This is a genomic window from Endozoicomonas sp. Z74 (genome assembly GCF_057680865.1).
Genome location: NZ_JBLYZI010000005.1, coordinates 1 through 13387 on the forward strand (window position 1 = coordinate 1; position 13387 = coordinate 13387).

Consider the following 13387-nt stretch of genomic DNA (forward strand, 5'->3'; position numbering starts at 1 on the left):
AAGAACGCCAATGGAAACTCTGATAGATGGCAAAGAGATCTGGAAGGAAAAATTTGTAGCCTGAATTTGACCTGACAGACACCCTCTGAAAAATCGGTGACTGTCAGATCAGGTCTGAACTACTACATATTATAGAATCTGCTAAAACATTTCAAATGAGAAAAAACCAAATCGATTAGAATTAAATTTTAATTCAAAAACAACCCAAAACCTAAGCAAGCTCTCACAACTCAACAATTCACACATAAGATTGCATCTAAATATAAATAGTATTTTATTCCAGACTTTTAATCTTCAAAACCTAGCCCCCTCTGCACTGCCTGAGAAAATTCAACTCTTAATCTTACAAACAGCAATCAAACTTCGCTCAAAATAATTTGACACTCTACGATCATAAATAGATGTATTAGATAAAAGTTTCATTATCAATACATAAGAAGAAATTATCACCTTAGCAAGAACTGATTTGTTTTTATATTCAAAATTCTCTTCAAAAAAAGAAATACTTTCATAAAAAGACTCAAAGTATTGTTTCAAACTATTTTGATTCCAACTTCTAACATGCTGCCATCTATGATACCTTTCGCCAGAGACAGGGCAAATCAGCATTAATTCCTCTAGATCCTCATCATTAGGCGTTGTATAAATAACAACCCCATTGTCGCCAAGTATTGAATTAATATCACGGATTAAACTATTCAGGACATTATCATACAAGTGCTCAATCACTTCACAACATACAACAAGATCAAAAACAATATTTTTTTCTTTAAGCTGTTGTATATCACAATATGCTCCATTAAAGTTACTTTTTCCTTTTAGACGCGAATTTATTTTTTCTACAGCATCTTCCGCAACATCATAACTGTAAACTTCAAACCCGTATTCAACAAGTTGTTCACTTAAAAAACCAAGTCCACAACCATAGTCGAGAATTGTACTCTTTCCTGGAAAAGTATTTTTTATCCATTTTGCAATTCCAGCACCGGCGGCATATGTAAAGTATCTTTCTGGAAATTGTGATTCATAATTCCAGAATTTTGTCACATATTCTCTCGTCCAATACAAATCTTTATAATCATTTCTATTCATATCATCAACCATACTCTAAACTAAACCATAAGCCCTAAAACTGTAATATTAAGTGGAAAGCTGATCTAAATCGCTGATATCACAATGACATCTCAAAAACGAAACCGGCATTTTTAAAATGCAATCAGTAAAACAAAGTCTTTGTTTTTAATGTTTTATTGAACGAAACAACAACCACAATCAGATAGACAAAACCACTAATAAAATATGCCAAACTTATTCCATTCCCCCCCATGGAATCGACAAGAAAATATGAGAACATCACGAAAACAAAAGAGAATAGAAACTCACAAAAAACATAATATAAAGAACTATTTCTAGCCACAAGAGTGTAGGCAAAAAACCAGCCAATTACTTTCACCACACTCCCTAAAAATTGCATCAGAAAAAAGTCCCTGGCAGGTTTAAATTCACTTGAAAACAAAACAACTACAATTAAGTCTCGAAAAATGTAAATAACAGAAGATGATAGAAATAGAAATGGAAAAACTATTTTAATCGCCCGAAAAATCTCACTTTTTATTAGCTGTTTTGTTTGTAATCCCGACAAAACCGGCAAATAATAAATACTCAAAGCCGTTGTAATAACTCCGATATAAGCCTCGGAGATCTTCCAAACTACTTCCCAATATCCTGCTTCTTCTATTCCTACACTAGCTATCATTAACTTTCGAATAATAATAAGCGCAGCAGGCATAGAGATTACAGTAGCAACCCCCATTAACACATAACCTCCCACACTATAAAAATACTCTTTTCTTAAACTTTGGAACCAGTATTTTACTTTAAACCATTCTTCATTAATAGTACCTGATAACATAATCAGACCTGACAAGGCATAATAGCTTCCGATAGCGAATAGAGCACCTACAGTTTTGTACAATGAAATAAATATAACAATAGCCACAGTAGAAAAAAAAACTGCACAAAGGCTTAATTTTGCATAGGAACGGTATTTCTGAAAGCCATTCAGAACTGAAGAAATCAAAATATTGGCTGTGGATAACGGCAAAGTCAAACTAATAAAAATAATAATCCAGTACAAGCTGGGATCATGTAAAATAAACTTAGCAAGAAAAACAGAAAAAAGACATACAACGGTAGTAGATAAAAAGAATAGCAATAAAAACCAGTGTAATGTTGCTGACCACCAAGGAGAACAGGAATCAAAGCCTTCTTCTTTTTTTTCTGCTGTATATCTAACGACACAAGCACCTGCTGGAGAAGCCACTACTCCGTTAAGGGCAATAACAAAGCTCTGTATTTGAGAAACCATCACAAGCCCTGCAGGGCCTGCATATAACGCCACCGTTTTAGCGATAACAAAACTGCTAATCAGCTTTGCAAGTGTTAAACACCCACTGAGAAAAGAAATTTTGAATAATTTTTTCACAAACAAAAAACCAACATAGCACAGATAAAAAACACTGTAAACGTGAGCAAGATTGTATTAGATTTCACTATTCTTAAAACAGTATCTCACAAACAATTTAAATTATATGCTTGTATAAATTTCTAAGGTAAAGTACTAAGAAGAATTTAAAATTAGCAACCATCAAAACCAGTTAAGCTAGCATCTAATCAACTTACTATAAATTTTATCATGCTGAACAACACAAGAATTGAGCATAAAGTGAGTTATAACCTTGTCTCGGCCATATCTACCCATTTGTTCCGCTAATTGGGCATCAACTAGTAAATCGACGATTTTTTCAGCCATAGCCTCATCTCCAACAGAGAAAAGGTATCCATCACGTCCATCATCTACTAACTCAGGCACACCATCAATGGCATGGGCTATCACTGGTACTCCAAACGAAAGTGCCTCTAAAATTGATGTTGGACAACCTTCTCCCCATAAAGATGGTAACACAGATATTCTCCCACGCTTATACCATGGGGTTACATCTTGATTAAACCCCTCAAAGCGAACTGAGTTCTGAAGGCCTGCCTCTATAATTGATTTTTGCACACAGCCATTCATATCATCACGACCAACAAAAACAAACTGAGCTCGTGGAAGTTTTTGAATAACTTTTTTTACCACTTTTAAAAATTCACGATGCCCTTTTCTGGGGTTTAGATTTGCCACAGTAATAACTTCAAGGGGTTTACTGTCATATTTAGGTAGTTCATCAGGAAATAAATCAATACCATTATAAATTACATTAATCTGATCAGCATTGATTCCACAACGCTTCATTAATGTACTTTTTGCAGCTCGAGAGTTAGTAATCCAGCCATCAATCAAAAAACCAGTTGTACGTTCAATAAATCGAGTAAACACATCAAGGCGGCTAGGACTATCCGGATTCCATCGTATACCATGAATAATCTTGATAGAAGGAATCAAAAATCGTAAAAGCCGCAACACAAGCGACAAGCGAATACCGCAAACATAAACGACATCAACAGGATAATTTCGAAGATAATAAAAAAGTCGAATCAATGCACCTAACATTCCACCGTTATAAAAACCACTTTTTCCAAAGACGATGGGGTCATGACCCTTTGAGCGTAACCAGTCACACCATGCCCCATCACCTTTGATTGTTCCAAGCTCATACGTAGAAGTTTCACTAGCAAGTGCCATGCGGGAAAGACTACGCTCAGCTCCCCCTAACTCATTACTGGAAAACAAAAGCAAAACTTTCATAAATATATTTTCAAAGCAAACTATATTGAAAGACAAAAATCTGAAAAAAGGCAATTTTTGATGTAACAGCTTATAAATAAATTATATAAACTTATATCATACTTTGAAATAACTCATATACCAGTTAACAAATCTTTCTATTCCATCTTCAATACATATTGAAGGTCGGTATTTAAATTGTTCAACTAAACCATCAATACTGGCATAGGTATCAGGAACATCACCAGGTTGTAATGGCAAAAGGTTAAGCTCCGCCCTCTTGCCGAGCGATTTTTCAAGCGCCCTAATACAATCCATAAGTTCCACAGGCTGATTATTACCTATATTGTAGACACACCAAGGGGCTTTACTGCATGCAGGATCTGGCGTGTCACTGTCCCATCCTGGCTGAGGCAAAGCGGGGCTTTGAGCCACCCGAACCACTCCCTCAACAATGTCATCAATATAAGTAAAGTCACGCCGGTGCTTTCCAAAATTGAATACATCGATTGGATCACCAGCAAGAATAGCTTTTGTAAACTTAAAGAGAGCCATATCAGGACGGCCCCAGGGCCCATAAACGGTAAAAAAACGTAACCCTGTACTTGGCATACCATAAAGATGGCTGTATGTGTGTGCCATCAATTCATTGGTTTTTTTACTGGCTGCGTATAGACTCAGCGGGTGCTCAACATTATCATGTTCAGAAAATGGTAGCCTTGTATTTGCACCATAGACACTAGAAGAACTGGCATACACCAAGTGTTCAACATCATTATGCCGACAACCTTCAAGAATATGAGCAAAACCCACAACATTACTGTCAATATAAGCTAAAGGTTGCTCAATTGAAAATCGGACACCAGCTTGAGCAGCCAGATTAATCACTCGGTGAAATTTCTCTACCTTAAACAGATCAGCAATTGCTTTTCTATCCTTTAAATCCATTTTGACAAATTTAAAGTTGTTATTACATTTTAATTGATTCAGGCGAGCCATTTTCAAGCTTGGATCATAATAATCATTCAGATTATCAAGCCCAACAACTTCATGTCCCATTTCGCATAAGCGGAGAGAAGTAAAAAACCCGATAAAACCTGCAGCACCAGTAACAAGATATTTCATTTAATTAACATTCTGTATAGCGAGGCCCAGCTTCAAAGCCTCTTTGGTTAGGATGACGCTTACGGGTTAAGAATTCAACGTCCAATGGATATATAAGTAAAGCCTTTAAGCTTCATACGCTCAGGCTCATACATATTTCGGCCGTCAAAAATAACAGGCCGATTTAATAGCTTATGCAGTTCACTAAAATCAGGAGCCCGAAAGGACTTCCATTCAGTACAGATTATCAGAGCATCTGCACCATGCAGGGCAGAATGACTGGTACTACAAAGAGATAAATTTTCACGTACGCCATATATACGCTGAGCTTCTTCCATCGCTTCAGGGTCAAAGGCCTGAATATTTGCTCCTGATTGCCAGAGGGTTTCCATCAGCACTCGACTTGGAGCATCACGCATATCATCTGTGTTTGGTTTAAAGGAAAGCCCCCAAAGTGCAAACGTTTTTCTGGAAAGGTCACCGTTGAAATAGTTATTAATTTTGTCAAACAGCACTTGCTTTTGAAGGTTATTTCTTTCTTCAACTGCGCGCAACATCAATGGATCAAAATTAATGCCTTCTGCACTTCGTTTCAGCGCCTGCACATCTTTTGGAAAACAGGATCCACCATAACCACAACCAGGATAAATAAAATGATAACCAATACGAGGATCAGATCCAATTCCCTGGCGCACAGCCTCTATATCAGCACCCAAACGCTCTGCCAAGCAGGCCATTTCATTCATAAAACTGATTTTGGTAGCTAACATACAGTTAGCGGCATATTTCGTTAATTCGGCACTTCGTACATCCATAAAAAGCATCCGATCATGATTACGAGTAAAGGGTGCATAAAGCTCTCGAAACTTTTCACGGGTCATTTCATCATCTGTCCCGATAATGATCCGATCAGGCTTCATGCAGTCAGCTACTGCAGCACCCTCTTTCAAGAACTCTGGATTTGAGGCAACCTGGAAAACAGGTAATTCAAGAGGTAGTTGTACATCAAATGATCGTAAATACTCAAACCGGGTATTTAGCACTTCTTGAACTTTATTTATAACCCTGTCTGCAGTGCCAACTGGTACTGTAGACTTATTTACGATAATTTTTGATTGATCTATATCTGGATTATCGTTGTCAGCAAACTTCATATTATCAGCAATGGTTGCTGCGACTTCTAAAACGTACTGCAGATCCGCAGCTCCATCCTCATCCGGAGGTGTACCTACAGCAATAAATTGAAATTGGCCATGGTCTACACCTTTTTTCGCCTCTGTTGTAAAAGAAAGCCTGCCTGCTTCGTAATTATTTCTTACCAGAGATTCAAGGCCTGGCTCATAGATAGGAATCACACCCCTCTTTAAATCTTCAACCTTCTTTTTATCCACATCAACACATACTACATCATGTCCAACCTCAGCCAGAACCGCGGCCTGAACTAAGCCAACATAGCCGATTCCAAATACCGTAACTTTCATAATATATCTCTGATGTACCAACCAATGGATTCATGCAGTCCCTCTATGATCCGGTGAGTTGGCTGATAACCTATTAAACGAGTTGCCTTAGATATGTCTGCTTGTGAGTGACGGACATCCCCTTCCCTGAAGGCTCTATACACTGGCTCAACTTCTTTGCAATAGGAAATCCTTTCAGATAAAACATCACATATAGCTGAAAAAACCTCATTCAGCGTTGTTCTGTCCCCTACCGCTATATTATAAACCTGATCTTTGTCCTTATCATCAGCCAAGGCAGCTAGAATATTGGCTTGAACTGCGTTATCGATATAACAAAAATCCCTGCTGGTTTCGCCATCACCATTTATATAAACATCATTACCATTAATTAGTGCCGATATCCATTTTGGTATTACTGCAGCATAGGCTCCATTTGGGTCCTGTCGCTGGCCGAATACATTAAAATAGCGCAGACCAATAGTTTTAAACCCATAACTTCTGGCAAACACCCTGGCATACAACTCATTAACATATTTAGTTACTGCATACGGTGAAAGTGGATTTCCAATATTCTCTTCAACTTTTGGAAGGGCTTGATGATCGCCGTATGTTGAACTGGAAGCTGCATAAACAAAGTTTTTGACTCCTGCGTCCCTTGAGGCTACCAACATATTTAGAAAACCTGTAATATTGGTTTCATTGCTGGTAATAGGGTCATTGATTGATCTTGGAACGGAGCCAAGCGCTGCCTGATGTAAAATATAGTCCGCATCAGCTACAGCCTTGTGACAATGATCTAAGTTTCGAATATCTCCCTCATAAAAAGTGAAATACTTCCATTGCTTATCGCTGACAAGAGACTGTACCTCATCAAGGTTTTCTCGATGACCGGTTGCAAAATTATCAAGCCCTACCACTTTCTGATTTAGCTTCAGCAAGGTCTCCAACAAGTTTGAACCTATAAATCCTGCGACCCCAGTGATCACCCATTTTCTAGGTTCTTCCATTAGCTTTTGTTTAACTTGATCGTATTTCATTTTACATACTACGATAGGCATTAGGAAAGTACAGCAAGAGCCTCATTTGCTACACTACAGGAAGTTTTGACCTGATGATTTGTTATAGACGCCCATCAACACTTTCTGCTGGAAGAGCATACTTAATATCAAACACTATACAGTTATCTCTCCCCAGGTCACGGATGTTTCCAGCTCCCATTTCTTTGAACTGAGTATGCGCAACTGCAAGCACAATAGCATCATATTTACCAGAAACCATTTCAGAAACAGGATTAACACCATACTCTTCTTCAGCTTCTTTTGGATTCACCCAGGGGTCATATATATCAACATTGGCGCCGTATTCTTTGAATTCTTTTACAAGATCAATCACTCTCGTATTTCTCAAATCAGGGCAATTTTCTTTAAACGATAGCCCCATAATCAGTACATTTGATTCTTCAACATGTATCCGGCGCTTGATCATCATTTTTACTACTTGTGATACAACGTACTGCCCCATACCATCATTAATCCTTCGGCCTGCAAGGATAACTTCGGGGTGGTAGCCTATTTCTTTTGCTTTATGAGTGAGGTAATAAGGGTCTACACCTATACAATGACCTCCAACAAGTCCTGGCCGGAAGGGAAGGAAGTTCCATTTTGTACCAGCAGCCAGCAACACCTCCTCGGTATCAATGCCCAACTTGTTAAAGATAACAGCTAGCTCATTAACCAGAGCAATATTAAGATCTCTTTGGGTATTTTCAATCACCTTGGCTGCTTCTGCCACCTTTATACTGCTGGCTTTATAGGTGCCTGCTGTGATTATAGAAGCATAAAGTTCATCAATATATTGTGCCGCTTCAAGTGTTGATCCAGAAGTTACTTTTTTGATGTTTGTTACCCTATGCTCCTTGTCTCCCGGATTGATTCTTTCAGGACTATAACCCGCAAAAAAATCCTGATTGAATACCAGACCAGATATCTGTTCAATCAACGGAATACACTCTTCTTCAGTCGCTCCAGGGTAAACAGTCGATTCATAAACAACAATATTACCCTCACTGACGACATTACCTAGCATAGTACTCGCATTGACTAATGGTGCTAAATCTGGGCGCTTATGACGATCAATTGGCGTAGGTACAGTAACAACATATACATTTGCACCTTTAATATCATGCAAATCGCTAGTATAAATCAATTTCTCTGATTGCATCAGTTCTTCATCAGAAACCTCTAGGGTAACATCGCAGCCAGAAACCAATTCAGCGACCCGACTTCCATTTATGTCAAAGCCAATAGTATTATACTTTTTCCCAAACTCAACAGCTAATGGCAATCCCACATAGCCTAAACCAATCACTGCAACCACAGGATCTTTATCAAATTGCATTTCTTTTCCTATAGACAAATAAGCACTTCAAACTCGTTGGTCGTTTTAATTTAAATTCAATTATACCCTGCATACAAATAACAATGACCAACACCTGCTTAGATTCAAAATCTTCAACTGCTGCCAATAGAAAACAACTTCTTTTAAATAGAACTTATGTATAAAATTAACGACAGAATTTGTTGAAATTATCACTAACAGCAAGATCACGAAATCCCGCATCCTGCCAGTAGCTCGGACAGACAATGAGTACTTATGCAGTCTTCTCGTGCTTCCGCTTAAAACTGGTCTTGCACGTTGTTCGTGTTTTTTAATAAATAGTTATCCACTTCTCGAAAACAAGAATAAATTTCTTTTGCATTGCCTTTTCTGACTTAACAATCATTTTTATCCATTACTACATCAAGCTTTCAATGGATTTTATTTTCACTGGGGCTAAACAACCAGACCCTGGAAGACTCACCAAAGTATTTTAAGCCTACGACAGATAATCTCTGTCTGTTGATCAGACAACCGCCTATCTCAGGCTATTCTTCTTCAAAAGTTTAAGGGTAAAGTCTTACTGGCCACCTACCATCCAACCAAAAAACACGCTACCGCCCTTCGATTTACGCACTTACCGAAAAAGCCTCAGTTTCACTGGACAAACCATGAAACACACTGTAGAACCAAAAAAAGGAAAGGCCTCTAAAGGCCCTTCTTCCTTCTGCTCATTGTTCAGTTACTATTCTACACGACAGCGGGAAACTATCTACCGCTCTTTACCGAAGACTTTCGTCACCAGCAATCCGACATCGTTGAACCCCATTTTACGCTCAACAAGAGGCCATCAATGAACAAAACGGGTCACCACCCCTTCAAGCCCAAGCTCTTTTTTGAGTCTCTCCCTCGCTTCAAGGAGCTCCTTTGTTCTTACCTCGGGGCCAAGGTAGACTCGATAGAATGACCGTCCACCATCACGTAGCACAGGCCTGGTGTAGGAAGAGTACCCCATCCCCTTAAGCTGCTTTTCAAGTTTATCCGCGTTGCTCCGGTCAGAAAATGTCGCCACCTGAAGCGTCCAGGCCTTAAGTTGGCCATCTCCATCCACTCCTGGCGAGTCACCAACAGATTCCGCCTTAACTTCTGATCCGGTAGCTCTATTTTCCACAGAGACCGGCTCAGGAGAGGTGTTTAGTACCTGGACAAATTCCGGAACAGGGGGGGCTTTTTCGGCAGGAAGTGAAGAGGGCGCGCCTGTTATGGTTCGGGGTAAGGGATCGGTTATTCTCTGCTGAACATCAGAATCACCTTGAACCGTAGAGTCGCTTCCCCGAATCAGAGGGTGAGTCTCCCCTCCCCGAAACAGTGCCGGAGCCAGAAGGATGAGCAAGGCCATGAGCACGACGGCCCCAATCAATCGTTGAACTAACCCCTGACCCAAACTGATACTCCGCTCATAGTCTAAACATTTGACTGGATGGCTATTATTGCCATCTTACCCCTGTTTGCTATCTATATTCCACCACTGAAGTATTCACTAACAGCAATCCATCACTCTACCTACCACTGGGGAATGGACTTGCAAAAGCTTTGTTACTGCATAGTTATCTGTATAACTCAAAGCCCGATCTTCACAGGCAAAAGCATATGGAAGAAACAGCGCACCAAACAGATTTTTACAGCTAGACTCAAACCTGCCGAAGATGGGTTAATGCCGCCGCTACCGTCAAAAACGATCCCGTCACCACCACCCTGTCACCTGGCTTAGATGCGTCAAGAGCACTGTCAATGGCCCGTTGCACATCGACAAAAGCAACGCCTTTCTGATCATAGGCTTCAAGGTTTTTTAGCAGCTCCTCACCCGACAAAGCCCTGGGGGAGTCAAACTGAGATACATACCACTGTGAAGCCACAGACTTAAGCAGACCAACCACAGAATGATGGTCTTTATCGCTGCACATGGCCAGTACCACCCGGGTACTCCCGGAACATGGAGACTGGGTTAAACGATCGGCCAGTTTTTCAGCAGCCTGCGGGTTATGGGCAACATCCAGAATAACGTCAATGGATTCATCCTGGTGATTTTTTGCAGTCAGAACCTGGTAGCGGCCTGTGATTGCCACATTTTTCAGCCCCTCAAGCACCGCCTCTCTTTCAACTTTAACCGGAAGAAACTGTAAAACCTGCAGTGCCGTTGCTGCATTGTCCATGACAACATTGGGAACAGGGAGGTAATCCAACATGACCGGTCTGCCTTCAATGTCGACCCCGGACCATTTCCAGCTATCCCCTCCATCCGTCATGGTAAACTCCCTGCCTTTCATGAAAAGCGAAGCACCAAGCCTCTGAGCATGATCCACCAACGAGGACGGCGCAGGCTCTCCACCATAGACCACAGGCTTGCCCGCACGCATAATCCCCGCCTTCTCCCGGGCAATGGCCTCTACGGTGTATCCGAGATACTCCTGATGATCCAGGGAAACCGTGGTAATAGCGGCAATATCCGGTTCAACCGCATTGGTGGCATCCAGCCTCCCGCCAAGCCCCACCTCCATAAGGGCTATATCCACTCCCTCTTCCTGAAAGCAGGCACAAGCTGCCAGGGTGGCAAACTCAAAATAAGTCAGCCAGGTATTCCCTCTGCCCTCCTCGATAGTCTCAAAAGCCGAGCATAAACGGCCATCGCTTACCGGCCGGCCATTGACTTTGATCCGCTCGTTAAAGGCGACAAAGTGGGGGGATGTAAAGACCCCGACCTTATAGCCCGCAGCCAGAAGAATCGACTCAAGCACCGCAATGGTAGATCCTTTACCATTGGTGCCCCCCACCGTAATCACCAGAGGGGCCGGCTTCAATAAGCCAAGCTTTTCTCCAACGTGCTGAATCCGCTCCAGCCCAAAATCCATTTCATGTTCCGGCCGGGAGGTTTCCAGCCAGTCCAGCCATTGAGAAAGGGATCGTCCTGAACTCAACATCAATACTCCTTAAGTTGAATGAGTAAATCGCAGGAAGCTTGCGCCCGAGAGGGCTGAAGAAAAAAAAGTCAGTTGATACACCGAAGAGTGTTCCCACACTAGCACATCATTTCAATGGGATTGAAGATTTCAACCTCCGTTCTCACCGAGCCTGTCGAAGCATCGATGTGAAGCGCCACCATCCTTCGACAAGCTCAGGATGAGCGGAACATGTCAATGCTAATTACGTGGAGTACTAGAGAGGTTATCGCAAAAAACTGAGACCTTCCGGCGACTCTGCGACAACCTCATAATACGAGTAAGCACAACCTCAGGGAAGTTTTTCCAGAACCTGATGCAGCAAAGCCTTGATGACTCTCTGCTCTTCAACAATCTGCTGCTGTGTAGTCTCAAGTTTTTGCTGACCCTCTTGCAGCTTTTTCTGCCCTGCTTCCAGAGTTCCAACCCGAATCAGCAACTCCGTCTGAATCACCTCCAGCTTGACAAGCCGTTCATGATCCAATCGGCATAACTCAAGAATTTCTTCCTGGTGGTCATTCCATTGCTGGTGATCACTCTCGCGCAACATTTTCAACCGTTCTACATCATCCGCAAGCCTTGCAACCTGCATCTCCAGTCCAGCCATACTGCACCTCTATTATCATGCATTGTTATTAATGCTGGAAAAGTGTAGTCAAGGCTTGGGGGAATGCTCAGAAAATCATGCAGGGCGTGCCATCAACCCCTCGCCCTCATCTTCAGCCGGCTCATCAATAATCACCGGCTCTGCATCGGAGAAACCGGCATCGGCAATGGCCAGCCCCTGCATTTTACGGCAGAGCCTTGCTATTGTCGTACTCAGCTCAGAGCGCTCCACAATCATATCTACAGCGCCATGCTCCAGCAGAAATTCACTGCGCTGAAACCCTTCGGGCAATTTTTCCCGAACTGTCTGCTCAATCACCCTCGGGCCTGCAAACCCAACCAGAGCTCCTGGCTCTGCCATATTGACATCCCCCAGCATGGCCAGGCTCGCAGAAACACCACCGTAGAGTGGGTCGGTCATTACAGAAATATACGGAACACCGCTCTGCTTCATTTTCTCAAGGGCAGCGCTGGTTTTTGCCATTTGCATCAGGGAAAACAGTGCTTCCTGCATGCGGGCACCACCGCTGGCAGAAAAGCAGACCAGAGGAAGCCTCTCCTCAAGACAAAGTTCAGCAGCCAGAGCAAACTTCTCCCCAACCACCGAGCCCATGGAGCCCCCCATAAAGGAAAACTCAAAAGCAAGACCTACCATTGGCTGACTTTCCACCGTCCCCCGCATGGCAACGAGCGCATCTTTTTCACCGGTTTGCTTCTGGGCTGCGGCCAGGCGATCCCGATACTTTTTACTGTCCCGGAATTTCAGTTTATCCACCGGTTCCAGATCAGCAAACAGCTCCTCCGTACTCTCTGAATCAAAGAAATAGCCCAGCCGGGTCCGGGCATTGATGCGCATATGATGCCGACACTTTGGGCATACACCAAGATTACGCTCAAGTTCAGGGCGATAAAGCACGGACTCGCACTTTACACACTTACGCCAGAGACCTTCAGGCACATTACTGCTTTTCTGCTCACCGGCAGAACGCGATAAAGACGGAATAAGTTTATTGACTAACCAGTTGCTCATCTGTTCATCCTGTTTCCCGGTTCACAAGCCGCTTTCCGGGGCAAAGAGCGGTCAACCCGTGAATCAGTGGGCTGCCAGGCTTACG

General features: G+C 42.0%; 11 protein-coding genes. All 11 read right to left on the minus strand.

All coding sequences use genetic code 11. From position 1 onward, the window contains the following. Nucleotides 1-330 precede the first annotated feature (330 nt). Nucleotides 331-1092 (minus strand): class I SAM-dependent methyltransferase, encoded by a 762-nt coding sequence (locus ACNRUY_RS02165; protein ID WP_488109998.1) that lies wholly within the window; start codon nt 1090-1092, stop codon nt 331-333. A gap of 124 nt (nt 1093-1216) precedes the next feature. Beyond that, entirely contained in the window at nt 1217-2485 is a 1269-nt protein-coding gene (locus ACNRUY_RS02170; RefSeq protein WP_488109999.1) for an O-antigen translocase, read from the minus strand. A 177-nt stretch (nt 2486-2662) separates the two neighbouring features. Further along, nucleotides 2663-3748 carry a glycosyltransferase family 4 protein gene (locus ACNRUY_RS02175; protein WP_488110000.1) on the minus strand — a complete coding sequence of 362 codons (1086 nt, stop codon included), beginning with the start codon at nt 3746-3748 and terminating at the stop codon, nt 2663-2665. 96 nt (nt 3749-3844) lie between these two features. Next, the gene (locus ACNRUY_RS02180) at nt 3845-4852 is read right to left on the minus strand and encodes an NAD-dependent epimerase (protein ID WP_488110001.1); all 1008 of its coding nucleotides are present in this window, start codon (nt 4850-4852) and stop codon (nt 3845-3847) included. A gap of 74 nt (nt 4853-4926) precedes the next feature. Then, nucleotides 4927-6312 (minus strand): UDP-glucose dehydrogenase family protein, encoded by a 1386-nt coding sequence (locus ACNRUY_RS02185; protein WP_488110002.1) that lies wholly within the window; start codon nt 6310-6312, stop codon nt 4927-4929. Beyond that, nucleotides 6309-7331: an SDR family oxidoreductase gene (locus tag ACNRUY_RS02190; protein WP_488110003.1), complete on the minus strand. Its 1023-nt coding sequence runs from the start codon at nt 7329-7331 to the stop codon at nt 6309-6311. Before ACNRUY_RS02190 ends, ACNRUY_RS02185 begins: the two co-directional genes overlap by 4 nt. Before the next feature lie 82 nt (nt 7332-7413). Then, nucleotides 7414-8691, minus strand: a complete 1278-nt coding sequence (gene tviB / locus ACNRUY_RS02195; protein WP_488110004.1) for a Vi polysaccharide biosynthesis UDP-N-acetylglucosamine C-6 dehydrogenase TviB — start codon at nt 8689-8691, stop codon at nt 7414-7416. A gap of 829 nt (nt 8692-9520) precedes the next feature. After that, nucleotides 9521-10069: an SPOR domain-containing protein gene (locus tag ACNRUY_RS02200; protein ID WP_488110005.1), complete on the minus strand. Its 549-nt coding sequence runs from the start codon at nt 10067-10069 to the stop codon at nt 9521-9523. 292 nt (nt 10070-10361) lie between these two features. Beyond that, nucleotides 10362-11648: a bifunctional tetrahydrofolate synthase/dihydrofolate synthase gene (folC, locus tag ACNRUY_RS02205; protein ID WP_488110006.1), complete on the minus strand. Its 1287-nt coding sequence runs from the start codon at nt 11646-11648 to the stop codon at nt 10362-10364. 310 nt (nt 11649-11958) lie between these two features. Then, the gene (locus tag ACNRUY_RS02210) at nt 11959-12273 is read right to left on the minus strand and encodes a hypothetical protein (RefSeq protein ID WP_488110007.1); all 315 of its coding nucleotides are present in this window, start codon (nt 12271-12273) and stop codon (nt 11959-11961) included. A gap of 75 nt (nt 12274-12348) precedes the next feature. Beyond that, nucleotides 12349-13302, minus strand: a complete 954-nt coding sequence (gene accD / locus ACNRUY_RS02215; protein ID WP_488110008.1) for an acetyl-CoA carboxylase, carboxyltransferase subunit beta — start codon at nt 13300-13302, stop codon at nt 12349-12351. Nucleotides 13303-13387 lie beyond the last annotated feature (85 nt).

Excerpts from the sequence above, each read along its gene's own strand:
- ACNRUY_RS02185 (WP_488110002.1), bottom strand. The coding sequence starts at position 6,312 with ATGAAAGTTACGGTATTTGGAATCGGCTATGTTGGCTTAGTTCAGGCC.
- tviB (WP_488110004.1), bottom strand. The coding sequence starts at position 8,691 with ATGCAATTTGATAAAGATCCTGTGGTTGCAGTGATTGGTTTAGGCTAT.
- ACNRUY_RS02210 (WP_488110007.1), bottom strand. The coding sequence starts at position 12,273 with ATGGCTGGACTGGAGATGCAGGTTGCAAGGCTTGCGGATGATGTAGAA.
- ACNRUY_RS02180 (WP_488110001.1), bottom strand. The coding sequence starts at position 4,852 with ATGAAATATCTTGTTACTGGTGCTGCAGGTTTTATCGGGTTTTTTACT.
- ACNRUY_RS02200 (WP_488110005.1), bottom strand. The coding sequence starts at position 10,069 with ATGGCCTTGCTCATCCTTCTGGCTCCGGCACTGTTTCGGGGAGGGGAG.
- folC (WP_488110006.1), bottom strand. The coding sequence starts at position 11,648 with ATGTTGAGTTCAGGACGATCCCTTTCTCAATGGCTGGACTGGCTGGAA.
- ACNRUY_RS02165 (WP_488109998.1), bottom strand. The coding sequence starts at position 1,092 with ATGAATAGAAATGATTATAAAGATTTGTATTGGACGAGAGAATATGTG.
- ACNRUY_RS02190 (WP_488110003.1), bottom strand. The coding sequence starts at position 7,331 with ATGAAATACGATCAAGTTAAACAAAAGCTAATGGAAGAACCTAGAAAA.
- ACNRUY_RS02175 (WP_488110000.1), bottom strand. The coding sequence starts at position 3,748 with ATGAAAGTTTTGCTTTTGTTTTCCAGTAATGAGTTAGGGGGAGCTGAG.
- accD (WP_488110008.1), bottom strand. The coding sequence starts at position 13,302 with ATGAGCAACTGGTTAGTCAATAAACTTATTCCGTCTTTATCGCGTTCT.